The 22,903-nt window shown below is 60.7% G+C and carries 26 protein-coding genes; 13 read left to right on the top strand and 13 right to left on the bottom strand.

Annotated features, from left to right (window positions below):
* The 3 genes from V5N12_RS13745 to V5N12_RS13735 form a co-directional block, all read right to left on the bottom strand.
* Nucleotides 1–669, bottom strand: a complete 669-nt coding sequence (locus tag V5N12_RS13745; RefSeq protein WP_332899737.1) for a phosphoglycolate phosphatase — start codon at nt 667–669, stop codon at nt 1–3.
* A 57-nt stretch (nt 670–726) separates the two neighbouring features.
* Nucleotides 727–2,103 carry a twin-arginine translocation signal domain-containing protein gene (locus tag V5N12_RS13740; protein WP_332899736.1) on the bottom strand — a complete coding sequence of 459 codons (1,377 nt, stop codon included), beginning with the start codon at nt 2,101–2,103 and terminating at the stop codon, nt 727–729.
* An 87-nt stretch (nt 2,104–2,190) separates the two neighbouring features.
* The gene (locus V5N12_RS13735; RefSeq protein ID WP_332899735.1) at nt 2,191–2,673 is read right to left on the bottom strand and encodes a J domain-containing protein; all 483 of its coding nucleotides are present in this window, start codon (nt 2,671–2,673) and stop codon (nt 2,191–2,193) included.
* Between the two features lie 76 nt (nt 2,674–2,749).
* Here V5N12_RS13735 and V5N12_RS13730 point away from each other — a divergent pair, with 76 nt between their 5' ends.
* Nucleotides 2,750–2,959: a hypothetical protein gene (locus tag V5N12_RS13730; RefSeq protein WP_332899734.1), complete on the top strand. Its 210-nt coding sequence runs from the start codon at nt 2,750–2,752 to the stop codon at nt 2,957–2,959.
* Here the strand turns inward: V5N12_RS13730 and pyrF are convergent.
* Nucleotides 2,956–3,756 carry an orotidine-5'-phosphate decarboxylase gene (gene pyrF, locus V5N12_RS13725; protein ID WP_332899733.1) on the bottom strand — a complete coding sequence of 267 codons (801 nt, stop codon included), beginning with the start codon at nt 3,754–3,756 and terminating at the stop codon, nt 2,956–2,958. The two genes, V5N12_RS13730 and pyrF, sit on opposite strands and share 4 nt — an antisense overlap.
* A 138-nt stretch (nt 3,757–3,894) precedes the next feature.
* Here pyrF and V5N12_RS13720 point away from each other — a divergent pair, with 138 nt between their 5' ends.
* A complete protein-coding gene (locus tag V5N12_RS13720) occupies nt 3,895–4,548 on the top strand; it encodes an HAD family hydrolase (protein ID WP_332899732.1) in 654 nt (217 codons plus the stop codon).
* On the opposite strand, the gene V5N12_RS13715 is transcribed toward V5N12_RS13720, so the two are convergent.
* Nucleotides 4,545–4,925, bottom strand: coding sequence for a hypothetical protein (locus tag V5N12_RS13715; RefSeq protein WP_332899731.1), 381 nt, complete (start codon nt 4,923–4,925; stop codon nt 4,545–4,547). The two genes, V5N12_RS13720 and V5N12_RS13715, sit on opposite strands and share 4 nt — an antisense overlap.
* A gap of 32 nt (nt 4,926–4,957) precedes the next feature.
* Nucleotides 4,958–5,398, bottom strand: coding sequence for a DUF2240 family protein (locus V5N12_RS13710; protein WP_332899730.1), 441 nt, complete (start codon nt 5,396–5,398; stop codon nt 4,958–4,960).
* A 130-nt stretch (nt 5,399–5,528) separates the two neighbouring features.
* Here V5N12_RS13710 and V5N12_RS13705 point away from each other — a divergent pair, with 130 nt between their 5' ends.
* Nucleotides 5,529–5,903, top strand: a complete 375-nt coding sequence (locus tag V5N12_RS13705) for a 30S ribosomal protein S8e (RefSeq protein WP_332899729.1) — start codon at nt 5,529–5,531, stop codon at nt 5,901–5,903.
* 59 nt (nt 5,904–5,962) lie between these two features.
* Here the strand turns inward: V5N12_RS13705 and V5N12_RS13700 are convergent, their stop codons facing one another.
* Nucleotides 5,963–7,096: a citrate synthase gene (locus V5N12_RS13700; RefSeq protein WP_332899728.1), complete on the bottom strand. Its 1,134-nt coding sequence runs from the start codon at nt 7,094–7,096 to the stop codon at nt 5,963–5,965.
* A 78-nt stretch (nt 7,097–7,174) separates the two neighbouring features.
* Complete coding sequence (locus tag V5N12_RS13695; RefSeq protein ID WP_332899727.1) at nt 7,175–8,170, bottom strand: PhoU domain-containing protein; 996 nt, start codon at nt 8,168–8,170, stop codon at nt 7,175–7,177.
* A gap of 319 nt (nt 8,171–8,489) precedes the next feature.
* On the opposite strand from V5N12_RS13695, the gene V5N12_RS13690 reads away from it, so the two are divergent.
* From V5N12_RS13690 to phoU, 5 genes are read left to right on the top strand one after another with little or no spacing between them, the layout of a single operon-like run.
* Complete coding sequence (locus V5N12_RS13690) at nt 8,490–9,512, top strand: PstS family phosphate ABC transporter substrate-binding protein (protein WP_332899726.1); 1,023 nt, start codon at nt 8,490–8,492, stop codon at nt 9,510–9,512.
* 58 nt (nt 9,513–9,570) lie between these two features.
* On the top strand, nt 9,571–10,545 hold the full coding sequence (gene pstC, locus V5N12_RS13685; RefSeq protein WP_442904946.1) for a phosphate ABC transporter permease subunit PstC: 975 nt from the start codon (nt 9,571–9,573) through the stop codon (nt 10,543–10,545).
* A complete protein-coding gene (gene pstA, locus V5N12_RS13680) occupies nt 10,545–12,176 on the top strand; it encodes a phosphate ABC transporter permease PstA (protein WP_332899724.1) in 1,632 nt (543 codons plus the stop codon). Before pstC ends, pstA begins: the two co-directional genes overlap by 1 nt.
* Before the next feature lie 2 nt (nt 12,177–12,178).
* Nucleotides 12,179–13,048 carry a phosphate ABC transporter ATP-binding protein PstB gene (gene pstB / locus V5N12_RS13675; RefSeq protein WP_332899723.1) on the top strand — a complete coding sequence of 290 codons (870 nt, stop codon included), beginning with the start codon at nt 12,179–12,181 and terminating at the stop codon, nt 13,046–13,048.
* Nucleotides 13,049–13,053: 5 nt separating this feature from the next.
* Nucleotides 13,054–13,734 (top strand): phosphate signaling complex protein PhoU, encoded by a 681-nt coding sequence (gene phoU, locus V5N12_RS13670; RefSeq protein ID WP_332899722.1) that lies wholly within the window; start codon nt 13,054–13,056, stop codon nt 13,732–13,734.
* A 181-nt stretch (nt 13,735–13,915) separates the two neighbouring features.
* On the opposite strand, the gene radB is transcribed toward phoU, so the two are convergent.
* A complete protein-coding gene (radB, locus tag V5N12_RS13665; RefSeq protein WP_332899721.1) occupies nt 13,916–14,611 on the bottom strand; it encodes a DNA repair and recombination protein RadB in 696 nt (231 codons plus the stop codon).
* 74 nt (nt 14,612–14,685) lie between these two features.
* Between radB and V5N12_RS13660 the strand changes: the two genes are divergently transcribed.
* The gene (locus V5N12_RS13660) at nt 14,686–15,426 is read left to right on the top strand and encodes a hypothetical protein (protein WP_332899720.1); all 741 of its coding nucleotides are present in this window, start codon (nt 14,686–14,688) and stop codon (nt 15,424–15,426) included.
* On the opposite strand, the gene larC is transcribed toward V5N12_RS13660, so the two are convergent.
* Nucleotides 15,423–16,754 (bottom strand): nickel pincer cofactor biosynthesis protein LarC, encoded by a 1,332-nt coding sequence (larC, locus tag V5N12_RS13655; protein ID WP_332899719.1) that lies wholly within the window; start codon nt 16,752–16,754, stop codon nt 15,423–15,425. The two genes, V5N12_RS13660 and larC, sit on opposite strands and share 4 nt — an antisense overlap.
* Before the next feature lie 183 nt (nt 16,755–16,937).
* Here larC and V5N12_RS13650 point away from each other — a divergent pair, with 183 nt between their 5' ends.
* Both V5N12_RS13650 and V5N12_RS13645 read left to right on the top strand, forming a co-directional pair.
* Nucleotides 16,938–19,160, top strand: coding sequence for a CDC48 family AAA ATPase (locus tag V5N12_RS13650; RefSeq protein WP_332899718.1), 2,223 nt, complete (start codon nt 16,938–16,940; stop codon nt 19,158–19,160).
* A gap of 260 nt (nt 19,161–19,420) precedes the next feature.
* Nucleotides 19,421–20,197 (top strand): hypothetical protein, encoded by a 777-nt coding sequence (locus V5N12_RS13645; RefSeq protein ID WP_332899717.1) that lies wholly within the window; start codon nt 19,421–19,423, stop codon nt 20,195–20,197.
* A 174-nt stretch (nt 20,198–20,371) separates the two neighbouring features.
* Here the strand turns inward: V5N12_RS13645 and V5N12_RS13640 are convergent, their stop codons facing one another.
* Nucleotides 20,372–21,514, bottom strand: coding sequence for a CBS domain-containing protein (locus tag V5N12_RS13640; protein WP_332899716.1), 1,143 nt, complete (start codon nt 21,512–21,514; stop codon nt 20,372–20,374).
* A 96-nt stretch (nt 21,515–21,610) separates the two neighbouring features.
* On the opposite strand from V5N12_RS13640, the gene V5N12_RS13635 reads away from it, so the two are divergent.
* Nucleotides 21,611–21,928, top strand: coding sequence for a lycopene cyclase domain-containing protein (locus tag V5N12_RS13635; RefSeq protein WP_332899715.1), 318 nt, complete (start codon nt 21,611–21,613; stop codon nt 21,926–21,928).
* On the opposite strand, the gene crcB is transcribed toward V5N12_RS13635, so the two are convergent.
* A complete protein-coding gene (gene crcB, locus V5N12_RS13630) occupies nt 21,917–22,267 on the bottom strand; it encodes a fluoride efflux transporter CrcB (RefSeq protein ID WP_332899714.1) in 351 nt (116 codons plus the stop codon). The genes V5N12_RS13635 and crcB overlap by 12 nt on opposite strands.
* Entirely contained in the window at nt 22,264–22,668 is a 405-nt protein-coding gene (locus V5N12_RS13625; RefSeq protein ID WP_332899713.1) for a CrcB family protein, read from the bottom strand. The genes crcB and V5N12_RS13625 overlap by 4 nt, the downstream gene beginning before the upstream one ends.
* A 104-nt stretch (nt 22,669–22,772) precedes the next feature.
* Here V5N12_RS13625 and V5N12_RS13620 point away from each other — a divergent pair, with 104 nt between their 5' ends.
* Nucleotides 22,773–22,895: a hypothetical protein gene (locus tag V5N12_RS13620; protein ID WP_332899712.1), complete on the top strand. Its 123-nt coding sequence runs from the start codon at nt 22,773–22,775 to the stop codon at nt 22,893–22,895.
* Nucleotides 22,896–22,903 lie beyond the last annotated feature (8 nt).

Here is a 22,903-nt window from a genome sequence, read left to right as displayed (position 1 = left end):
CTACCCAGTAATCTGGTCTATCGCCTCTAAGAAGCCGTCGCCGTAGGACCCTTCAGTCACGGAATCGGCCGCCTGCTTCGCTTTTTCGTCCGCGTTCGCCATTGCAAACGACCGCCCGACGACCGAAAACGTGGACACGTCGTTCTCTGAGTCACCGAGCGCGACGAACGCTTCGGGGGAGATATCGAGGTGATTCGCGGCGACTGTGAGCGCCTTTCCCTTGCTCATGGCCGTGTCTTTGACGTGGTAGGCAAAGCCCGTGTCAACCACTTCGAGGCCGTGGCGTTCGGCGATTTCGTAGAGCGGCTCTTTCGGAGAGTCGAGCGACACCGCGACTTCCGTCTCGCGCCAGCGGTTCACGAAGTCAGCCTCACCCCAGCCAAGGTCGTAACCCGCTTCGACGTACTCGTCCGCGACCGCCTGTGCGCCTGCACGGTCACCGAGGTAGTCTATCTGGTCGTCTACGGTAACGACGCCGCCGTTTTCTGCGATGACGCGAATCGGGATGCCGATGAAATCACAGAGGCCGACCGGGTAGGGAAGGGCCTTTCCGGTGGCGATAACGACGGGCGCCTCCCAGTTTCGAATGACGGGAAACACCCGTTCGTCGAGAGAACGGTCTGCGCGACTCAACGTGCCGTCGATGTCGAGGACGAGCGGCGGAACCATACGTCGTATCCGTGCTCCGGGACTTATTGCGTTCCGCTTTGAAAAACTGTGACCGGGTTAGTACGCGCTGAAGGCGCCGAGCGTCTCGAAGCTGCTGCCGTTTGGCCCGGTCCAGAGCACGGAGAGTCGGGTGTCCGCACTCAGGGCGTACGTCGTCGTGTAGGAGTCGCCCGCGGCGATTGCGCCGCCTTCTGGCACCCAGAACTCGAACTGGTCGTAGCCTTCGTCGTCCACGTACTCGATGTAGAGCGTGTCGGTGACGTGGTCGCCGCCTCGGTGGGTGATGGTGACCGTGCCGTCGGTGTTCTGCTCGAAGCTGAGCGACACCTGCGGTGCTTCGGCGCTTGCGTCACTGGAGAAACTGGTAGAGGAACTCCCAGTACCGGTGCCCATCAGACCACCGCTGCTGTCCTGATAATCGCTCCAGAGTTCGTCGGTATCGACTTCAGAGGTGACGACGACGGCGCGCCCGTCCGCGCTCACGGTAATCTCTGTGGTGTTCTCTTCGAACTCCTCGGATTCCTCTTTGAGGCGTTCGATGAGCGCTTCGACGTTCTCCGCGCTCGCGGCGTCTTCGTCCTCGTAGACGAGGATGATTTTGTTCTCCGTCGTCTCCCCGTTGATGGTCGCGCCCATGCCCATCGCCTCCAAGTCGTCGAGGACGGCTTTTATCTCGGTCTCCTCGTCTGGCACCCAGTCTTTCAGGATGCTGACTTCGAGGTTCAGGCCCATCGCCACCGTGGCGTCCCCGAGTTCCTGCATCATCGTCTTCGCATTTTCGTTGGTGTCGTAGTAGCGTTCGACGGTGCCCGCATCAGACTCAATCATCTGTTCGACGGCCGCTTTCGCTCTCGCGTCTGCGTCCACGACCATGCCAAGTAGCGCGTTTTCGTCCCCGATGGCGAAGGTCATGGACATCGTGGAGTCAGATTCACCCGACATGCTGTAGCCGTAGGGTTGTTCGATGCTGTAGAGCGTGTACCCCTCGTACTCGCCTTTCTCTACGTTCTCGCCGCTCTGGCTCTTTTCGAGTTCGTTCTCGATTTCTTCGCTAATCTCCTTGCTGTCGAACGACCCCGAGACGACCCACGACATTCCCGCACGGCTGAAGTCGGTCTCACCGTAGGCGAGCATCGTCATGTGTTGGAGTTCGTCTAACTCGACGGAATCAATCTCTTCGTCGAGTTGGTCGAGCGAGTCGAACAGCTCTTCTGGCAGTTGGTCTTCGTGCTCGTAGTAGCTCTGGATGTTAACCGATGCAAAGAGGTGGTTGTCCACGTTGAGCACCGTTTCCGGGTCGTACAGCCAGCTCGAATACGCCGGTGCGCTCGGGCCAGTGATGGTTTCAAGTTGCGTACATCCAGCAAGAGAACCGAGAGACGCAAGTGCGAATGTCGCCCCGCTCGCTTTCAGAAAATTTCGTCGAGATGCCATATCTGTCACTCAACTGCAGTTACTAAATAACTATTCATTCTCCGAAATTTATACATATTAATTGGTAATGGCGGATTGTTTTTAATTTCACCGATTAGAGATGCGTTCATAAGCTGCCGTCACGCGTTTGAACGCTTCTTCACTTCCGCGCTCGGTGTCGGGATGTGTCTCTTTGACACGTTTCCGATAGGCTTTCCTGACCGCGTCTGCGTCCGCATCGGGAGTGAGGCCGAGTATCTGGTAGGCCTCCGTCACCGACTGATTGGGCCGAGACGGCTGCCGAACCTGCCGTTGGCGTCGTTCTTGGCGCGGCCCACGCCACTGCTGGCGCGGTCCCGCGCCGAACCCACCGCGTTCTTGCCGTGGTGGCCTGCGCGCGGTGCGTGCTTGTCGATAAACTTGCTGTTGGAGCTTTCCCGTCGCATGAAACCAGAGAGCGTACGTCGTCGCGCCGAACAGCGCCGTCGCCACGAGCATCGCGGGCGTGAAGACGAAACTCAAGACGAGAAACAGCACTGTCATGCCCGCGAACACGGCGGTCAGCGAGAGGAGGAGCCGCGACTGGTTCACGCGTGTGGCTTTGACCCACACGACCCTAAACTTCTCGCCCAGCACCCTCAAGTGGGTTCCTGTGCTACGGTGACACATGTCCGTCTCCGGCACCTGCCAAATCTGTGGGACCCGCGAGATTACAGACGACTGTGACCGCTGTGGGAAGCTTGTCTGTGCCACGCACTACGCCAAGGAGTTAGGATACTGTACGGAGTGCGCCACCGAAGTTCGCGGGACAACAGAGAAACCTCCAGACACAGATCGCGACGAATTCCCCGATGGCGTCGATACCTTCCGCAGCTAGTCGCGGTACTGGTTCAGTCGCTTTTTCAGCCGCTTTGCCGCCTCACCTGCGGCCTTGTCGAACTGCTCGCCTTCGCCCGCGAAGATGATGCCCCGCGAGGAGTTGACGAGCCCCACACCGTTTGCGAGGCCGAACTCGACTGCAGCCTCCGCGTCGCCGCCCTGTGCGCCGATGCCCGGAACCAAAAACGGAATGTCTGGTACCTGTTCGCGGACGGTTTCGAGTTCTTCGGTCGTCGTCGCGCCCACTACGAGACCGACGTTGCCGTTACCGTTCCAGAGGTCTGCGAGCGCGGCCACCCGTTCGTACAGCTTTTCGCCGGATTCGAGCGTGAGGTCTTGGAGGTCTGCACCACCCGGATTCGACGTGCGACAAAGGACGAACACACCTTTTTCTTCCTGTGAGAGGAACGGTTCGAGCGTGTCGCGGCCCATGTACGGATTCACTGTGATGGCGTCTGCGTCGTCGAGGAGTTTCGCGTACTTGCGCGCCGTGTTGCCAATGTCGCCGCGTTTGGCGTCTAAGATGACGGGCACGTCTTTCCCGTGTGCGTACGCGATGGTTTCTCTGAGCGCGAGCCACCCGTCGCGGTCTTCGTAGAAGGCGGCGTTTGGTTTGTACGCGACGGCGTGTTCGTGGGTGGCGTCGATGATGCGGCGGTTGAACGCCCAGCGCGGCAGGTCGTACTCCTGTAAGTGTGCAGGAATGCGGTCTGCGTCGGCGTCGAGGCCGACACAGACGACGCTCTCTTTCCGTTCGATATTGCGGGCAACCCAGTCGAAGAACGCTGCTGGCATACCTGTCACTCTCTGGGGTATCCTAACTATTCTGTCGGATGTGGTCGCTCCAAAATCAGGTCGCCAGACCGTCACGTCTGTCGGTATTTCGCGCCTGTGCACGGCAGATTCAATTAGCTGGCTCCCATTGTAGCTACCATGATACGAGCGGTCGGGTTTGACCTCGACTATACACTCGTCGTCCCAGAACGCGACCGTCAAACGCTGTTGCATGAGGCCTCAAAGGCCGTCGATGCCCCACTGTTTGACCGGCAGGCCTACCTCGACGCCCACCGCCGCAACCTCTCGAACGAGACGCGCGAACCCATCTTCAAAGACCTCCTCGAAGACCACGAAACGCCCGTCTCACCTGCAGAACTCTCTGACGCGTATCAACACGCCATTAACAATTCGCTCATCGCCTTAGAGGGGGCAGCACAACTCGTCACCGACCTCCGCAACGAGTATCGTGTCGGTTTGCTCACCGACGGCCCCATCGAAGCCCAGCAGGCGAAACTCGAACGCCTCGGCTGGCAAGACCTCTTTGACACCGTCCTCATCAGCGGCTCGCTCCCGGCGGGGAAACCCGACCACCGCGCCTTCAGGTCGCTGCTCGCAGAACTCGATACGGTACCAGAAGAGTCGGTCTACATCGGTGACCACGCAGACCTCGACATCCGGGGGGCAACGGACATGAACATGCACGCCATCCACGTCATCGGCCCCGACGACGACCCCTCTCCCCTCGCAGACGCGGTGCTCACACGAGATGAACTGGTCGCTCGGCTCCCAGACGTGCTGAAAACGCTCTAATTCGACGTTGCGGCGACGAACACGTCGAGAATCCACTTCACTTGCGCGCCGTCTTCGATGAACACGAGTGTCTTCGGCGGGTCGCTCGCCTTCGGCCGGGTTCGGAGGCCCGTTTTCTCGGCTGTTTCTGCGACGTCGTCGAGGCTCACGTCGAACTCGACGTGGGCACGGTCGGCGTGAACAAACACACGAGCGATACGCTCACCATCGTGTGCAACATCGTAGGCGCGGGCGACGGCTTCGACCGGCCGCAACCCGTCTGCATCGACTGCGTTCGTCACGGAAAGCGGGCCAAGCGGCCCGTCTTTGAAACCATCGAGTTCAGAAGCGAGCAGCTGCGCGAGGCGGACGCCGTCTGTCTCGCGTTTTGTGACCATACCCCTGCTTTGGCGCGCGGTGGTTTATGGCTTCAGAGTTCGGCCAGCGCCGCCGCGGCTTCGTCGCCCACGGCGACCCCCCGCCGGTGGGCGTAGAGGACCGCCGCCGCCTCAATGGTCACCCCGAGGCCGCGCTGGAGTTCGTTTACGCCCGCGACGGCCTCCTGTTTGCTGTGGCCGTCGGCGATGAGGCGGTCTAAGATTTTCTCGAACGTCGAGCGCTCGTTGAGCAGGCTTGCGTCGGGCGAAAAATCATCGGGGATGGTCACGTCGTCGGGGTCGAACGCGCAGTGCAGCGCGTCGTCTTCGCGTCGGAGCAGGCCTTGGCTCACGGCGATATCGACGAGTCGTTTCGCTTGGTCTGGAGAAAACCAGTCGCGGTCGAGCGAGAGGGCAACGACGAACTCGCTTTCTGCGAGTTTTCGCTTGCCTTTCGTGCGAAACGGTGCGGCGGCGGCGACCCGAATACTCATCGTCTCCATTGATTTTCTGTGCCGGCGTAAGTGTGCCGGTGTCTCCGTGTTTGGGGCCTGTGGCGAGCGGAGCGGGAGGAGAGCGGTACGAGTCGTGCGATTCAAGTAGTCCGTTTGCCTTTGATGGGGTATGAAAGACCAGGGACGCTCCATGCGCAAACGCACGGGTGGGCGACGCCGTTCGCTTCGCAACAAAAAGAAGCACGAACTCGGCCGTCAACCAACCGAAACGCACGTCGGTGACGCGAAGTTCCGCGTCGTCGAAGGCCGCGGCAACACGAAAAAGCTCCGCGCCATCTCCACGGACTCCGTGACCATCGCCAAGGGCGACGGCACGTCCGTCACGGCGACGATTGAGGGCGTAAAAGAGAACAACTCGAACCCGAACTACGCCCGCCGGAACATCATCACGAAGGGCGCACTCCTCACCACGAACGAGGGCGTCGTCCGCGTCACCTCCCGTCCCGGTCAGGACGGACAGGTCAACGGCGTTCTCGTCGAATAAGCTGTCTCACCGCGCGGTGGCCGTCCACCGCTTTTTTCTCGACTGAGTGAACGGGACACCTATCGGTCGTCGATGGGGGTCCACGTCCTGTCGGTTGCGCCGACGTAGCGACTGCGCGGGCGGATGATTCGGTTATCGGCGGCCTGTTCGAGGCAGTGTGCCATCCATCCACCGACACGCGCCACGGCGAACGTCGTCGTGAAGAGGTCGCGAGGAATGCCGACGCCGAACAGGAGGGCAGCGGTGTAGTACTCGACGTTCGTATCGAGCCGCCGGTCTGGCTTTTGTGCTGCGAGCAGCTCCACCGCCGTCGCTTCGAACGCGCTCACGGTCTCGAAAAAGTCTGCGTCGCCACCGGCTTCGTAGAAACGTTCGGCGGCCGCAGACAACACCGCAGCGCGGGGGTCTCGAACCCGGTACACCCGGTGACCGAATCCCATCAGCCGCTCGCCCGCCGCGAGTTTCCGGCGAACGTACCCCTCCGCATCGCCCGACTCGTGTACCTCCATGAGCATTTCGAGGACGGGACCGGGCGCGCCGCCGTGGAGTGGCCCTTTGATCGACCCTACCGCCGCCGTCGCCGCCGACACGACGTCCGACTCGGTGGAGACGACGACGCGGGCGCTGAACGTAGACGCGTTCAACCCGTGGTCGATGACTGTATTCAGGTAGGTTTCGAGCCCCGCGGTCGCCGCGTCGCTCGGTTCCGTCCCGGTTAGCATGTTGTGGTAGTTCGCGGCGTGTCGCAGGTCGTCTCGCGGCGATACCGGGGCTTCACCCTGTCGGTAGCGCCAGTAGGCGGCCACAACTGTCGGAAACACCGCGATGGTTCGCTTGACTGCCTGTTGGGCTGACGCCATTTCCGCCCCGAGATTTGCGGCCGCGACACCCATCCGAAGGGCGTCCATCGGGTCGACACCCTCCGATGCGGCGCGTTTGAGCACGGCTCGCGTCTCGTCTGTGAGTTCCCGGCTGCTCGCGAGTGAGGTGCGAAACGCCACGAGTTCGTCTGCGGTTGGCAGCCGGTCGTTCAACAGGAGGAAGACGCTCTCCTCGAACGTTGCGTTGGCCGCCAGTTCGGAGACGGGAAACCCGCCGATGATGAGCGTCCCCGCCTCCCCGTCGATGTAACTCAGTCGTGTCTCCGCGACGGCGATTCCTTCTAAGCCGCGATTGAGTTCGGTGTCGACCATAGCATGTCCTACGCGAACGACGACTACGAACTCCGCTCGTCCGCCGCCGAACTCACGGGAGAAGTGGGCGAACCGGCGCTACGGGCGGGGGGCTGCCTTCTGGAGCGCCGTCTCTGCGATGTTCCCGCCGTAGTCAGCACTCCGTGAGAGCGAGTCCACGATGAGGCCGAGCAGTTGGGCGCGGTGTGGATTCAGATCGCGGATGAGGTTGTCCACGTTCCGCGTCTGTTTGTCGATGCCTGCAATCTTCTCGCTCGCGTCGTTTGCGAGCCGGGTTGCGCGCTCGGGGTCGTCTTCTAACAGCGCGTCCATCGCCATCTCGACGATGGTCGCGGCGTCGGTGTAGAGTTCCTCGATGGCCGTTGTGGCTTCGTCGGGGATGGCCCCGAGTTCGAGCGTGATGCTCGCGATTTTCGTCGCGTGGTCTGCGATGCGTTCTAACTGGCGCGCACTGGAGTGGTAGTCGAACGTCGTCTCGCGCGGGAGGCCGACTTCAGTTGCGGCCGTTGGGTTGCGCAGCGCAGAGCGGAACACGCGTGAGATCATAAACCAGAGGCGGTCTACGTCGTCGTCGCGCTCCATCACGTCGCGCGCGAGGTCGTCGTCGTTGTCCGCGAGGGCGGTTACCGCGTCTTTGAGCATCGAGAGCGCGACGAGGCGCATGCGCGTGATGGCGTTCAACACGGAGAGTTCAGCCGAGTCGAGGAGGTCCTGTAAGACAACGCGGTCTGAGGTCTCTTCGATGACTTCGAGGCCGACGAGCCCTTGGGTGGCTTTGCGAATCGCTCGGCGCTGTTCTGCGGTGACGCGTGAGGTTTCGAGCGTGATGATGTCGAAGCCGCTTACGTACATCGTGACGATGGCGCGCATCAACTCGTCGCCTTTGAGCCCGACGATGTCGAGGGTGCCCTCTACGTGCGTCGATTCGTCGTTTGGCGTGAGGACGAGCGAGTCGTCTTCTTTGAAAAAGGCAACCTCGCTTCCGGCTTTGATTCCGTTGTCCGTCGCCCAGGTTTTCGGGAGGGAGACGGTGAACGTCGAACCACCCGTGATTTGGACCTTCCGCGTTTCCATATACTCCCCGTTCGCCTCTCATCCACAATAAACTGTCCTATATCTACATACTTCACCACTCATCTCCGTTATTCAACAAATGCGCTCATATCCCGACACTATTTTCACACTAAATGCCGATGAAAATTGTAGTTCTAGCTGGTGCTGTCCCGCTCTCGCCCAAGCCCTGTATCTCTTGAAACCCGCCAGTGTATGGGGGTATTTGTGTTGTCTGTTCAGACACTCTGTGCAAATATCTTCTTTGGCCACTTGTCCCATAAGGAGTGCTATATAGTTATCATAGGAGGTTATTTACCCCTTTCACCGATTTCCACAAGTGATGACAGACAAACCTGACTTCGTTTCGCGTCGCAAGTTCATCACGGCTGCTGCAGGGGCGTCCGCACTGGGCATTGCGGGCTGTGTGAGTGAAAGTGGCTCGGGTGGCGAAGGAGGAGACGGAACCAACACAGACGGCGGTAACGGTGGCTCCGGAGAACTCTCCGGCACGGTCGAAATCGCAGGGTCTTCGACCGTCTTCCCGCTCGCGGAGGCAGTCTCCGTTGAATTCCGCAAAGAGCACCCGAACGTCGAGTTCAACATCCGCTCGACCGGGTCAGGTGGCGGTTTCAGTGACTTCTTCTGTCAGGACAAGACGCACTTCAACAACGCCTCGCGTCCGATGAAAGAGAGCGAAAAGCAGCTCTGTGAAGACGCCGGTGTCGAGTGGCTCGAACTCAACGTGGCAACCGACGCGCTCACCGTCGTCGTCAATAACGAGGCAGACTGGGTCGACTGCGTAACCATCGACGAACTCAAACAGATTTGGGAGCCAAACGGCGCGACGAAATGGAGCGACGTGCGCGACGACTGGCCGGACGAAGAGTTCGAACTCTACGGCGCAGCATCCACGTCCGGGACGTTCGACTACTTCACCGAGGCAGTCATCGGTGAAGCGGGCTCCCACCGCCAGGACTACACGGCGACCGAGAAGGATCGCTCCATCGTCCAGGGTGTAACCGGTAGCAAGAACGCGATGGGCTACTTCGGATTCTCGTACTACTACAACAACCCAGAGGCCGTGAAAGCGGTCAAAATCGATAACGGCGACGGCTGTATCGAGCCATCGCTCGAAACGGCAAAGAGTGGGAAGTACACGCCACTCGCCCGTCCGCTGTTCACCTATCCGAAGAAGAGCGCGCTCAAAGAACCGCACGTCGCAGAGTTCGCGAAGTTCTTCGTCGAGAAGAGCGCAGACCAGGAGATCGTCGCAAACCAAGTCGGCTACGTGCCGAACACCGAAGAGGACATGCAAGAACAGCTCGACCAGCTGACCGCCGCAATCGAAGAAGTTCAGGGCTAAGCGCACCCGTTCGAAACGAAGCGCTTTTTTTCAAACCCCAAAAATTACCTCCACGTAAATGAGCACTGATTATCAATCATCCGATATGACTACGCGTGTCGCGAATTCGCCAAGAGAGCGGCTGATTCGGTGGTTCTTCTTCGCGTGCGCAACCGTATCGGTGTTGACGACGCTCGGAATTATCCTCGCGCTCGTGGGCGACGCAGCGAGATTTTTCCGAATTACGGGCACGACGTTGATGGGCATCGCACCGGAACAGACCGTTACGTTCACGCAGTTCTTCCTCGGTGAAACGTGGGCACCGGCAATCACACCGATTCAGTTCGGTGTACTGCCGCTCATCGCTGGCACGCTCACTGTGATGATTGGGTCCGCAATCGTCGCTCTCCCGCTCGGACTCGCCACGGCAATATACCTGAGCGAGTACGCGAGCCCCTCCGTCCGTTCGGTGCTCAAACCGCTCCTCGAAGTCCTCGCCGGAGTTCCAACCGTCGTCTACGGCATTTTTGCGCTCATCTACATCACCCCCGCCCTCAAAACGTTCATCCCTCAACTCGGCACGTTCAACGCCCTCTCGGCTTCGCTCATGGTCGGTATCATGATCATCCCGATGGTCTCCTCTATCAGCGAAGACGCCATGAGCGCCGTTCCAGACTCGCTCCGACAGGCCGGCTACGGTCTCGGAGCCACCAAGTTCGACGTCTCGACTGGCATCGTCATCCCGGCGGCGATTTCGGGTATCGCCTCCTCGTTCATTCTCGCCCTCTCTCGCGCGATCGGAGAGACGATGATCGTGGTTGTCGCCGCTGGCGCAACTCCAAAGCTCGTGAACCCGCTCCTGCCAGGTGCCTATCTCGAATCGATTCAGACGATGACCGCAGCGATGATTCAACTCGGTGTCGGTGACATCGCTGCTCAAGGGCCTGCCTACCGCAGTCTGTTCGCAATCGGCCTCACGCTGTTCGTCATCACCCTCGCTATGAACTTCATCAGTAACCTCATCGCACAACACTACCGGGAGAGCTACGAATAATGGCGACGCAGACTGGTACCCAACAAGAGACCGGCTTCGGACAGGTCAGCCGCACGAAAGGCATCATCTTCAAGAACGCGCTCCTCGCGTCCGCCCTCGTCGGCATCGTCTCGCTCGCCACGCTGCTCGTGTACGTCACCTTAGACGCCGTCCGGCCAGAAACTGCGAGCACGGAGTGGTCTATCACCTACCTCCTGTTCGTCCTCGTCGTGCTCGGAACGGTCGGCTACTTCTCACTTCGAAACAGAGAGGGACTGCAGGTCGGGTTCTCCGCAACCGGACTCCCTCTCGCCGGCGTCATGCTCGGCGCAGCGATTCTCGTCATCTTCGTGGACGTCCTCGACGACGACGTGTGGTTCTATTACATGGTCGGGTTCGCGCTCGCCGGAGCACTCGTCTACGCCCACCGAACGCTGCGCTCCTCGGCGACCGCCTACGAGCGCCTGTTCGTCGGCCTCGTCGTCTTCGGCTACGTGATGCTCGGCATCCCGGGCTATTTCTACAGCATCCCGGAAATCCTGCTCCAGTTCTCGCCGTTCAAACCCGTCCGATGGTTCTCTCTGCTCACGACGTTCAGCCTCGCGGCGGCGGTTCTCACGGGTCACTACATTGCCCGAAAGTACGAGAGCCAGCGAACGGGACTCCTCGCCGGAGCACTCGTGTTCGGGGCTTCGCTCGTGAGCACCTTCGCGTTCATGTTCGCTGGCCTTGACCCGAGCATTGGAACTATCTTCGCACTCACCGTTGGCGTCCCGACGGCACTCTACGTCGAACACCTCTACACTGACCCTGATACCGTTGGTTCGCGCTCTGGTCTGCTTATCCCTGTCGTCGTCCTCGGCGGCCTTTTGCTCGTCGAGACGGTCGTCGGCATACTCGGCTTCGCCGGTCCGACGGCGTGGATTGACTGGCAGTTCCTCACGAGCCTGCCGCACCCCGAGGCAGAGCAGGCAGGGATTTACCCGGCGCTCGTCGGGTCCGTGATGCTGATGGCCGTCGTCATCGTCCTCGCGTTCCCAATCGGCGTCGGCGCGGCGGTGTACTTAGAGGAGTACGCTCCCGACAACCGCTACACTCGGTTCATCCAGCTCAACATCGCAAACCTCGCGGGCGTTCCGTCGGTCGTGTACGGGCTGCTCGGACTCGGCCTGTTCATCAACTTCCTGAACATGGGAATCGGGTCCGTTCTCGTCGGCGGCGTGACGCTCTCGTTGCTTATCTTGCCCATCGTCATCATCTCCTCGCAGGAGGCGATTCGCGCCGTTCCCGATTCGCTGCGCCAAGCGTCCTACGGGATGGGTGCGACGAAGTGGCAGACCATCCGCGAGGTCGTCCTTCCCCGGTCGATTCCGGGCATCCTCACCGGGACGATTCTCGCCATCGGTCGGGCACTCGGTGAGACCGCACCCCTCATCATGATCGCCGCGCCGACGGTGACCTATTCGGTGCCGACGAAGCTCTCTGATGCGGCCAGCGCGATGCCGCTCATGATCTTCAACTGGGCGGATCGTCCGCAACCCGACTTCCAGTATGGTGTGCTCGCGGCAGGTGTCGTGACGGTGCTCATCGTCCTCTTGACGATGAACTCCATCGCGATTGTCCTCCGCAACAGGTATCAGAGCGAGAACTAACCATGTCACAAGAGAATATGACTTCGAACGAAGAGGTAGAGACAGACGACCCCACCAACGACGAGATGTTGTTGGAGACCGACGTCACCGCCGGGCTCTCAGGCTCCACGGCTGGAGACGCCCGCGCCGTCGTCGAAGCACGCGACGTGAACGTGTTCTACAACGACGACCAAGCGCTCCAGAACATCGACCTCGCCATCCCCGAAAAGCAGGTCACGGCGCTCATTGGCCCCTCCGGCTGTGGGAAGTCAACCTTCCTGCGCTGTATCAACCGGATGAACGACCTCATCGACGCCGCTCGCGTCGAAGGCGAGCTGTTGCTCGACGGCAAGAACGTCTACGACAACGATGTCGACCCCGTCGCGCTCCGCCGGCGCGTCGGCATGGTGTTCCAGCACCCGAACCCGTTTCCAAAGAGCATCTACGACAACGTCGCCTACGGCCTGAAGATTCAGGGCAAAACAGACAACATGGACGAGAAAGTCGAGAACGCCCTCAAGGCCGCCGCGCTCTGGGAGGAGGTCAAAGACCGACTCGATGAGTCCGGCCTCGAACTCTCGGGCGGGCAACAACAGCGCCTGTGTATCGCTCGCGCCATCGCGGTTGACCCCGAGGTCATCCTGATGGACGAGCCCGCAAGCGCGCTCGACCCGGTCGCAACCTCGCAAATCGAAGACCTCATCGAAGAGCTCTCAGAGAAGTACACCGTCATCATCGTCACCCACAACATGCAGCAGGCCGCCCGCATCTCCGATAAAACGGCGGTGTTCCTGACCGGTGGCGAACTCGTCGAATTCGATGACACGAACAAAATCTTCGAAAACCCAGAGAGTCAGCGGGTCGAAGATTACATCACGGGCAAGTTCGGATAATACACATGGCACGGGAAACGTTTCAAGAACAACTAGGCGAACTGCGCGAAGACGTCCTCTACATGAGCGAAGTCGTCCTCGAACGCCTCCGCATGGGGCTCGACGCGCTCGAACAGAAAGACCACGACCTCGCCCACGAAGTCATCGACGGCGACGACGAGGTCAACCAGCTCTATCTCGACTTAGAACAGGACTGTATCGACCTGATTGCCCTCCAGCAACCGGTCGCCTCAGACCTGCGCTTTATCGCCTCTTCGTTCAAGATTATCACCGACTTAGAACGCATCGCAGACCTCGCAACCAACCTCGGGAACTACACGCTCACCGCCTCGCGAGACATGTTCCCTGAAGTGGACATCCAAGAGATTGGCTCGCTTACCCTCGACATGGTCGAAGACGCCATGGACGCCTACGCGGAGAATGACGCGGAAGCGACCTACGAAATCTCAGAGCGCGACGACGACCTAGACGCCCTCTGTGAACGCGCCTCCAGTCTCGTGGTGCGCGACCTCATCGAGACCGAAATCGACGACACGACGAGCGAGAAAGAAGTCGAGACGCTCATGCAGGACGTCTCGCGTCTCCTGCTCACCATCCGCGACTTAGAGCGCGTTGGCGACCACGCCGTCAACATCTCGGCGCGAACCTTGTATATGGTCGAGAACGACGATACGCTGATCTACTAACGCACCTTTTTAACCTTCGGGTACGCCGCGCGCACCACTCAGGCCAAAAACGCGCTCAAGCGAATCTTCGATTCGCGGAGACTGCGAGACGCTCTGCGTCTCGCCCGTCCCAAAAAAGGCCGCTCGCTTCACTCGCGGGAGAACAACTAAATCGCATCACAATTGAACCGCGACCCGCTTTTTACAACTCGTCTACGCCGACAAGCCCGTCTTGGGTAATCTGGAAGCGCGCCGTTTCACCGGTCGGTTTCGCGCGGTGTTTCTCGATGGTGACCCGGCGATTGCCGCCACGGAATCGGTCAAGGCGGAGCACCGTGCCCGTCCAGTGGGCGAGTGTGTGGCCGCCGAGCGGGCGCGCCGAGTCGCCGTCCGGGTCGGTGAACACCTGATTCGTGATGACGACGGCAAGGTCGTGTTTACGGGCGAGCGAGAGTAGGTGCGTCATCTGGCGCGCGACTTTTCTCAGCGACTCACCTTCTTCTTCGGTCGTCCGTTCTAAGCGGTAGAAGCCGGTCGCGCTGTCGAGGACAATGAGGTCTGCACGCGAGGCGAGGTCGGTCGCGTCTCTGACGGCGGCTTCCTGTTCTGCGAAGTCGTGGGCTTCTGAGATGATGATGCGCGAGGCGAGGTCAGAAACGTCTTCGCCCTTGGCTTTCGCCAGTTGTTGGAATCGGTCGATGGAAAGGCCTTCCGTATCGATGTAGAGCACCGTCCGTCCGGCGGCGGCTGTTTCGACGGCCGCGGCGAGCGCCAGATTGGTCTTCCCGGCGGCCGGCGGGCCGTACAGTTGCGTGACGGTGCCGCGCTCGAAGCCGCCGCCGAGGAGAGTATCGACGGGGCCACAGCCGGTCGGAACGGGCGCGTTTGACACACCCATCCTTTCGCCGTCTTCAGCAAAAAGGGTCCGGTCTGCCGAAGGATTTAGTCACCTGCGGCGCGGAGAAGGAGGGAGTGATAGTCGTCGCCACAACTGACTTCGAAGTGTATCACGAGGCAGTCGCAGAACTGCGCGAGCGCGGGGTGCAGTTTACCACCATCGAACCCGGCGACGAGTTCCCCGAGAACACGAACGTCGTCATTACGGGCGCAGACGACGAAATCGAGACGCCCGTGACCGTCGTCCGCGCGAAACCAGACGAGTGCCGGCACGCCGTCGAAGAAGCTCTCGCCCTCATGCGAAGCGGCGGCGGACGGACGATTGTTGGGATTGACCCCGGTGAACGCCCCGGTATCGCGGTGTTGAACGGCGATATGGTTATCGCCACGTTCCACGTCCCGCTCGCCCAAGCGGCGGCGATTATTTTGGCGGAACTTGAGGGAGCCGTAGACCCGCTCGTCAGAATCGGTGACGGTGCTCGGCTGCAGGGTACACGACTCATTGACGACCTCGATGGCATTCCCATCGAACTCGTTGACGAAACCGGGACGACGCCGTATCTCGGGACGGGCGCGCGCGGGATGGGCGACGTCATCGCCGCCATCAACATCGCCCACCTCTCGGGCGAACGCATCACCGAACGAACCATCGAGCCGACGGCTGGCGAGTTGCAGGTCATCAAAACGCGGTCGCGCGAACAGTCACCCGAGAATCGCGCGATAGGCGAGGAACTCGCCCGACGGGTCGCGGCGGGCGAACTGACCATCGAAGAAGCCCTTGAAGAACACCGCCAGCAGCTGAACGACCGGGATTAGGCGTCTCTGACCGCAGCCTCTGCCCGGCGCATGATTTCGCGGATTGGGAGACCCGTTTTCTCCGCAACGAGGGCCGCGTCGTCGTACTCCGCGCTCACGTCGTAGAGCGTGTCGTCTGCGTCGCTTGCGAGTTTGACCGAGACTTCGTAGGAGTGGCCCTCGATGTCGAGCGTGGCGGTTTCGAAGCGGCGTTTTGCCGTCCAGCGGTGGCGAGCGACCATCTCTCGGATACCCAGCGTTCCCGTCTCTTCTGCGAGTTTCTGGGCGACGCGGGCGGCGTCCTCGGCGCGAACGATGACCTTCACGAGGTGGCCGGGCCGAGCCTTCTTCATCGTGACGGGAACGATACTCACGTCGCGTGCGCCGACGGCGGTGAGCGTCTCTTGGAGGCCACCGAGCACCTCGGGCGGGGCGTCGTCGAGGTTCGTTTCGAGGACGGTGATGGCTTCGGGGACGAGGCCACCGCGAGCCTCACCGACGAGCGCGCGCAGGACGTTCGGGCGCTCTGGGAACGTCCAACCGCCCGCGCCGTAACCCGACTGTTCGAGATTCATCGCGGGCAAGGAATCGATTCCGCGGGCGAAGTGGGCGAGAATCGCCGCGCCGGTCGGCGTGAGCAGTTCGGCTTCGACGGGGCCGCCTTGCAGTTCCCAGTCGGCTTGCGCGGCGATTTCGACCACGGCGGGCGTTGGAATGGGGTAGGTGCCGTGGGCCATGTCGGCTTCACCGCCGCCCACAGCGAGCGGCGTCGTCAGCACTTGGTCAGGGGCGAGGTCGGCAAAGAGAAGACACGCGCCGACCACGTCCGCGATGGCGTCGTCCGCGCCGACTTCGTGGAAATGGGTGTCTTCGAGCGGGGCGTCGTGGACGGTTGCCTCTGCCTCGCCGAGGATGCGGAAGACGGCTTTCGCGTCCGCCTCGACGGGCGCGGAGAGGTTCATGCTCTCGACAATGTCGATGACCTCGGCGTAGGTTCGGTTCGGGCCTGCGCCTTCTGCGTGCGTGTGGTCGTCGCTGTGGTCGTGAGGGTGGCTGTGGTCATGCGTGTGCCCGTGGTCGTGCGCGTGCGTGTGATCGTGGCTGTGCCCCTCGCCGTGGTCGTAGCCCTCTGCGTCCTCGTGGGCGCGGCGTGCGTCCTCGTCTGTGAGCAACACGTCCACCTTCGTCGCCGCGATACCGTTTTTATCGACGATGTGGCTGTCATAGCGGGTGTCGAGCGTCTCGGTGACGGGGGCGAGGGAAGCCTCGTTTGCGCCCGCGGCGAGCAACGCTCCGAGGAGCATATCGCCGCTCGCGCCCATTCGTCCGTCGAACGCAACTGTTCGCATATGCGAGAGGACGAAGGGCACGGAGAAAAACACCCGGTCTCGGCCCGATGTCAGACGCATGTCAGACCCGTCGCGCATCCTTTCGCCATCAGGCGAAAACGTGATACGCCGTGAGTGCTGGGAGCAAAAAGCATATCGCCATCCACGACAGAGTATACGCATCTCCCTGAACGTGAAAATAATATGAATGAAGTTCAACTTGAGGTCGCGAAAGCGTACCCAAATGACTCCGGCCGGGGCATCGCCCGCCTCGACCCGGACACGCTGTTGCATCTAAAGCTCAGCCCGGGCGACATCATCCAGATTGAGGGTGGCGACGTGACGGCGGCGAAGGTGTGGCGGGCGGACCGACAGGACTGGAACACCGACACGGTTCGCATCGACGGGTTCACTCGGCAGAACGCAGACGTGGGGATTGGCGAACGGGTCACCATCCGCAAAGCCGAGGCGAAAAAAGCAGAGAAACTGGTGCTTGCCCCGCCAGAAGACGCGAGCGTGCAGTTCGGCTCTGACGCCGCTGGCATGGTCAAACGCCAGATTCTGAAGCGTCCGGTCGTCGAACGCGACATCGTGCCCGTCATGTCGAGCACGAACCACCCGTTCATGCGCTCGCCTGGACAGGCAATCCCGCTCATCGCCGTCGAGACAGAGCCTGAGGGCGTCGTCCTCATCACTGAGGACACGGAGGTCGAACTCCGCGAGGAACCGATCAGCGGCTTCGAGAAGACCGGCGGCGGCATCACCTACGAGGACATCGGTGGCCTCCAACAGGAGATTCAGCGCGTCCGCGAGATGGTCGAGTTGCCGATGAAACACCCCCAGATTTTCAAGAAACTGGGCATCGAGCCGCCACAGGGTGTCCTCCTCCACGGCCCACCGGGCACGGGGAAAACGCTGCTCGCAAAGGCCGTCGCAAACGAGACCAGCGCCAGCTTCTTCTCTATCGCTGGTCCCGAGATTATCTCGAAGTACTACGGTGAATCCGAGCAGCAACTGCGCGAAATCTTCGAAGACGCCGCAGAGGAGTCACCCTCTATCATCTTCATCGACGAACTCGACTCCATCGCCCCAAAGCGCGAAGACGTGACCGGCGAAGTCGAACGCCGCGTCGTCGCCCAGTTGCTCACCATGATGGACGGGCTAGAGGCGCGGGGCAACGTCATCGTCATCGCCGCGACCAACCGCGTTGACTCGGTTGACCCAGCACTCCGCCGTCCCGGTCGCTTCGACCGCGAAATCGAGATCGGCGTCCCCGACGAGGAAGGCCGTAAGGAGATTCTGCAGGTCCACACCCGCGGCATGCCGCTCGCAGACGACGTGAGCCTTGATGACCTCGCAGAGGAGACCCACGGCTTCGTCGGCGCGGACATCGAATCGCTCACGAAGGAATCCGCGATGAAAGCCCTCCGGCGTTACCTGCCGGAGATTGACTTAGACGAAGAGGACATCCCGCCGTCGCTCATCGACCGCATGATTATCAAGCGGTCTGACTTCCGCGGTGCGCTCGCAGAGGTCGACCCCTCCGCGATGCGCGAAGTCCTCGTCGAGCTACCGAAGGTCAACTGGAAGGACGTCGGCGGCTTAGAGGACGCAAAGCAGAACGTGCAGGAGTCGGTCGAGTGGCCGATGAACTCCCCTGAGAAGTTCACCCGCATGGGTATCGACCCACCGGCGGGCGTGCTCCTCTACGGGCCTCCGGGCACGGGCAAGACGCTCATCGCCAAGGCCGTCGCAAACGAAACGAACGCGAACTTCATCTCGGTGCGCGGCCCGCAACTGCTCTCGAAGTGGGTCGGTGAGTCGGAGAAGGCCATCCGGCAAACCTTCCGCAAGGCGCGGCAGGTGGCTCCGACGGTCATCTTCTTCGACGAACTCGACAGCCTTGCACCAAGCCGTGGCCGCGACACGGGCTCGAACGTCTCAGAGCGCGTCGTGAACCAGCTGCTCACGGAACTCGACGGGCTCGAAGACCGCGGCAACGTCATGGTCATCGCCGCGACCAACCGCCCGGACATGATCGACCCCGCGCTCATTCGCTCTGGTCGGTTCGACCGTCTCGTGCTCATCGGCGAGCCAAGCGAGGACGGCCGCGAGGAAATCTTAGAGATTCACACGAAGAACATGCCACTCGCCGCCGATGTGAGCCTAAAAGAAATTGCAGAAATCACCGAGGGTTACGTCGGCTCCGACCTCGAATCCATCGCGCGCGAAGCCGCCATCCAAGCACTGCGCGAGGATTCGGACGCAGATGTGGTGGAGATGCGCCACTTCCGCAAGGCGATGGAGAACGTCCGCCCGACCATCACCGACGACATGATGGAGTACTTCGAGCGCATCAAAGACGAGTTCAAGGGCGGCGCAGCAGAGCCAACGGCGGGTCGGCATTCGAGAATCGGCTTCCAGTGAAACTTTTTCCGGCGGAGGGTTGCTTCGCAACCCCCGCTGGCAAAAACTTTCATGAAAAAGGCCGCTCCGACGCTTCGCGTCTCCGCGGTACAACTGCTTACTGCTGATTTTGATTTGATTTTTTCGAAGAGACGGATTGGACTTCTACTCAGCACAAAGTATTTGTCAATCAGCTATATTTTTGAAGCATGGAACAGCCCTCCCGACGTACTCTCCTCTCTACGCTCGCTGTCGGGTTCACACCGGTTGTTGGTGGATGTATGAGTGGTCAGTCGCCCGGCACGCCAACCAACACTGAAACCGCTCAGTCCCCACCCACGACAGCTAAGACGCCAACAAAACGTGAGGCAACACTCTCACTTGGGGAAACGGCCACAAGCAGCGACGGCGTGAGCGTGACGATTGCTGAAGCCGCAGTACGGAAAATTATCTTCACGCCGGATGTTGGTGGTGGCACCCACAAACGTCCCGCAAGCGAACCCGACGCGCAGTTTCTCGGGTTCGATGTCGAGACTGCCGAAACTGAGATTTCATCACTGGAATTCACCGCAGTTCTCGACGGGATTCCCACCGAGAGCAAGGTCTATCGCACCGACTTCGTCCCGGGACACTCGACTCGGCTGAACCTGCTCGTTCCCGTGCAGGCGGTGGAAAGCGGGGCGATTGAGTGGGCGGTCTCACCGGACGAGCACTACCGCTGGACGCTCCCTGATGCAGTGTGGACAAAGCTTGCAAAATCACCGGAGTTTGAAACCGAGTTCGCCGTCCCCGAGTCGATTCCGCGCGGGGAGCCGTTCGCCGCGAGCGTCGAAGTGACCAACACAGGAAACAGAGACGGCAGATTTCTTGGAATCGTGTTAGACCAAGGCGCAGGGAGCCTTCCGCTCGTCTCGGAATTCACGTTTCCCGTTTCCGTCGGAGAGACTGTCTCGCGTGACCTCTCTGGTCGGGCAGTCAATTCTGAATCCGGACGGGCAACCGCGATATTTGATTGGGGACTCGAACGCCAGACAGCGACGTTTACGGTCACTGAATAAAGCGGTCGCTGTCCAATTATTCTACCGCGAGTGAGTGAAACGAACGAGCGGCCTTTTTTGGGACGGGCGAGACGCAGAGCGTCTCGCAGTCTCCGCGAATCTTCGATTCGCTTGAGCGCGTTTTTGCAACGAGAGGTTCGCCGAAGGCGCACCCGAGTTGTAAAAAGGTGCTGCCTAGAGTTCGCCTAACTTCCGGAGCAACTGTCCTTTGTAGATTTCGTCAGAACGCATGTCTTTCATCTCGATGACGTTGCGTTCGAGCTTGTCGAGGGCGACGTAGAAGGCGTTCTCTGCACCGTAGCCTTCGCCGGAGCCAGCGACCTGCCCACGATCTGACCGAATCCGAATCTGGCACTGGATGAGCGGCGTGCCGCGGAGTTTCTCCTTGTGCTCGTGGAAGCGAACGTGGGCGTGATGGACGGTCATCCGCTGGTACTTCTGGATGACGGCTTCGATGCTTTCGCGGATTTCGTCGCGGCTCAGCGTTTCGAGCAGGTTGATGTTGGTGATTTGGACGTCTAAGTGTTCTTCCTCCGTGTAGGAGAGTGCGCGGAGCACGTCGGTTTTGGTCAGGACGCCAGCGATGAGGCGGTCGTTCTCTTCTGGCGTGACCACGAGGCCTGCGTAGTTGTTTTCGAGCATTCCAGAGACGGCGTCACGAACCGACGCGCCGAGCGTAATCGTCCGCACCGGGCTGTTCATGATGTCGTAGACGGGGAGGTCGAGCATGCGCTCTATGTCGCCAGAGCGCTCGCCAAGGGTGGCTTTGTTCATGTCGCGGACGACGAAATCGACGATGTCGTGGGTCGTCACCATCCCAGTGAGATGACCGTCGTCATCGACCACGGGGAGACGCGAGACGCCGTGTTCGCGCAGGAGGTTGATGGCCTGCCCAACACGGTCTGACTCGTGGACGGTGACGGTGTCGTCGGTGTAAATCTGGTCAACAGTAAGCACGTCCAGATTTTCGAGGACGGCTTCTAAGATAGCATCCGCGGTGACGATGCCCCAGAGAGCGTCGTCTTCGAAGACGGGGGCGACTTTCGTCCCGCCTTCGACGAGCATCCGCGCGACATCGCGGATGTTGGTCGTTCGTTCGACTTTCGGGGCAGATTTCATCAGCGCGGCCACTTTCGTCGAGTCTTCGACGTGTGACTGGAGCAACTCGCGCTGGGTCACAAGACCGGCGTATTCGTCGCCGTCCGTGACGATGATACCCTTTGGGTTCTCCCGTTCGAAAATTGACCGCACTTTACTCAGTCGCTGGTCGACGTCGACCTCGACAAAATCGTTAGTGGCAATGTCAGCAATATCCATCAATTGTCCCCAGTATGGTAGAGGGGCGCAGCCCTAATGAAAACTAGGGCTAATCCGGCGACAAGACCTTTATCGTGCGAGTACCTATCACACCGGATGATGCCGAACATTGGTGTGTTCGGGCCGTATACATATCTTCTCACAGAACTGCTCTGGGGCGTGGTCGCACTCGCGCTTCTCTGGTATGCCAATGCGTGGCGCGACGCCGCGCGAACCATCGCGGTTCTCTATCCGTTTGCGTACGTCTGGGACTGGTATACGCTCACCGTGGGTGTGTTTTCGATTCCACTCAGAACCGGCATCGACCTGCTTGGCATTCCCGTCGAAGAACACATCTTCATGCTCGTCGTCCCCGCGATGGTCGTCGGAGCACACGAAACGCTCAAAAAACGCTTCGACAGCTCAGAGGAGTGAGGCGACGAGCCAGCCGAGGCCAATCGCTGCGAGGCAGGCGAGAAGGTTCCCTCCGGCGTTCATCGCTGCCCGCAGCCGGTGGCCGCGCTCCCACAATAAGCTTGTCTCGACCGAGAACGACGAAAACGTCGTAAACGCCCCACACGCGCCGGTTCCGACGAGGAGCATCGCGTCGTCAGACACGCCGACGAACGTGAGCGTCCCGAGGACGAAACTCCCGATGACGTTCACGGTGAGCGTGCCGTATGGGAGTCGACCTTCGGGCACGCGCCCGGCGACGAGAAAGCGCGCCATCGCCCCGAATGCGCCGCCAATCCCGACGAGATACGCGGGATTCACATTTCGACCTCCTTCGTTCCGATGCGCGCGCCGGGCAGTGATTTTGCGACCAGCCGTCCCACGAACACCGCCGCGAAGCCGAGCGCATAGTTCGCCACGACGTTCACGAGCGCGAGTTCGGGCGACAGCGCCGTCTGCACCGCGAATGTCGAGTACGTCGTGAGCGAGGAGAGAAAGCCGGTCGTGATGGCCAAACGCATCGGCCCGGAGAAGACACCAAGAAACCGCTGTTCGTAGACGAAAAAGCCGAGCAACAAACTCCCCACCACGTTCACGACGAGGGTGCCCGGAAGCCCCGGCAGCACCGTACTCGTCGCATAGCGCAGGTTCGCCCCGGCGAAGCCACCGAGCGCGATGAGCGCCAGGGCCTCAACCGTGGCGAGCGGGTGGTCTCGACTCATACACCTACCCGTGACTTGTGCGAGTCGAGTATAAGGATGTAGTGAAGTTGATAGCTCATCCAATACTGTCAAGTGGATAAACAGACAACGCTACCATATCGCAAATGCCCTCCTCCCGGCTGGGATTCTCGGGTGGGTACGGCGGGTCGCTTCTCGTCATCTCGCTGCTCGCCGCCTTCGGGTACAAAAGTGCAATTCGCCGTTTCGACCGCTACACCATCACGTAAGGTTGGCC

This window comes from Haladaptatus sp. CMSO5 (genome assembly GCF_036689885.1).
In the GTDB taxonomy this organism is placed as follows: Archaea; Halobacteriota; Halobacteria; order Halobacteriales; family Halococcaceae; genus QDMS2.
This window is presented reverse-complemented; position numbering and strand designations above follow the sequence as displayed.

What these genes read in the sequence shown, in the direction of transcription:
- V5N12_RS13745 (WP_332899737.1), bottom strand. Translation starts at nt 669, where the DNA reads ATGGTTCCGCCGCTCGTCCTCGACATCGACGGCACGTTGAGTCGCGCA.
- V5N12_RS13740 (WP_332899736.1), bottom strand. Translation starts at nt 2,103, where the DNA reads ATGGCATCTCGACGAAATTTTCTGAAAGCGAGCGGGGCGACATTCGCA.
- V5N12_RS13730 (WP_332899734.1), top strand. Translation starts at nt 2,750, where the DNA reads ATGTCCGTCTCCGGCACCTGCCAAATCTGTGGGACCCGCGAGATTACA.
- pyrF (WP_332899733.1), bottom strand. Translation starts at nt 3,756, where the DNA reads ATGCCAGCAGCGTTCTTCGACTGGGTTGCCCGCAATATCGAACGGAAA.
- V5N12_RS13720 (WP_332899732.1), top strand. Translation starts at nt 3,895, where the DNA reads ATGATACGAGCGGTCGGGTTTGACCTCGACTATACACTCGTCGTCCCA.
- V5N12_RS13715 (WP_332899731.1), bottom strand. Translation starts at nt 4,925, where the DNA reads ATGGTCACAAAACGCGAGACAGACGGCGTCCGCCTCGCGCAGCTGCTC.
- V5N12_RS13710 (WP_332899730.1), bottom strand. Translation starts at nt 5,398, where the DNA reads ATGAGTATTCGGGTCGCCGCCGCCGCACCGTTTCGCACGAAAGGCAAG.
- V5N12_RS13705 (WP_332899729.1), top strand. Translation starts at nt 5,529, where the DNA reads ATGAAAGACCAGGGACGCTCCATGCGCAAACGCACGGGTGGGCGACGC.
- V5N12_RS13700 (WP_332899728.1), bottom strand. Translation starts at nt 7,096, where the DNA reads ATGGTCGACACCGAACTCAATCGCGGCTTAGAAGGAATCGCCGTCGCG.
- V5N12_RS13695 (WP_332899727.1), bottom strand. Translation starts at nt 8,170, where the DNA reads ATGGAAACGCGGAAGGTCCAAATCACGGGTGGTTCGACGTTCACCGTC.
- V5N12_RS13690 (WP_332899726.1), top strand. Translation starts at nt 8,490, where the DNA reads ATGACAGACAAACCTGACTTCGTTTCGCGTCGCAAGTTCATCACGGCT.
- pstC (WP_442904946.1), top strand. Translation starts at nt 9,571, where the DNA reads ATGAGCACTGATTATCAATCATCCGATATGACTACGCGTGTCGCGAAT.
- pstA (WP_332899724.1), top strand. Translation starts at nt 10,545, where the DNA reads ATGGCGACGCAGACTGGTACCCAACAAGAGACCGGCTTCGGACAGGTC.
- pstB (WP_332899723.1), top strand. Translation starts at nt 12,179, where the DNA reads ATGTCACAAGAGAATATGACTTCGAACGAAGAGGTAGAGACAGACGAC.
- phoU (WP_332899722.1), top strand. Translation starts at nt 13,054, where the DNA reads ATGGCACGGGAAACGTTTCAAGAACAACTAGGCGAACTGCGCGAAGAC.
- radB (WP_332899721.1), bottom strand. Translation starts at nt 14,611, where the DNA reads ATGGGTGTGTCAAACGCGCCCGTTCCGACCGGCTGTGGCCCCGTCGAT.
- larC (WP_332899719.1), bottom strand. Translation starts at nt 16,754, where the DNA reads ATGCGAACAGTTGCGTTCGACGGACGAATGGGCGCGAGCGGCGATATG.
- V5N12_RS13650 (WP_332899718.1), top strand. Translation starts at nt 16,938, where the DNA reads ATGAATGAAGTTCAACTTGAGGTCGCGAAAGCGTACCCAAATGACTCC.
- V5N12_RS13645 (WP_332899717.1), top strand. Translation starts at nt 19,421, where the DNA reads ATGAGTGGTCAGTCGCCCGGCACGCCAACCAACACTGAAACCGCTCAG.
- V5N12_RS13640 (WP_332899716.1), bottom strand. Translation starts at nt 21,514, where the DNA reads ATGGATATTGCTGACATTGCCACTAACGATTTTGTCGAGGTCGACGTC.
- V5N12_RS13635 (WP_332899715.1), top strand. Translation starts at nt 21,611, where the DNA reads ATGATGCCGAACATTGGTGTGTTCGGGCCGTATACATATCTTCTCACA.
- V5N12_RS13625 (WP_332899713.1), bottom strand. Translation starts at nt 22,668, where the DNA reads ATGAGTCGAGACCACCCGCTCGCCACGGTTGAGGCCCTGGCGCTCATC.
- V5N12_RS13620 (WP_332899712.1), top strand. Translation starts at nt 22,773, where the DNA reads ATGCCCTCCTCCCGGCTGGGATTCTCGGGTGGGTACGGCGGGTCGCTT.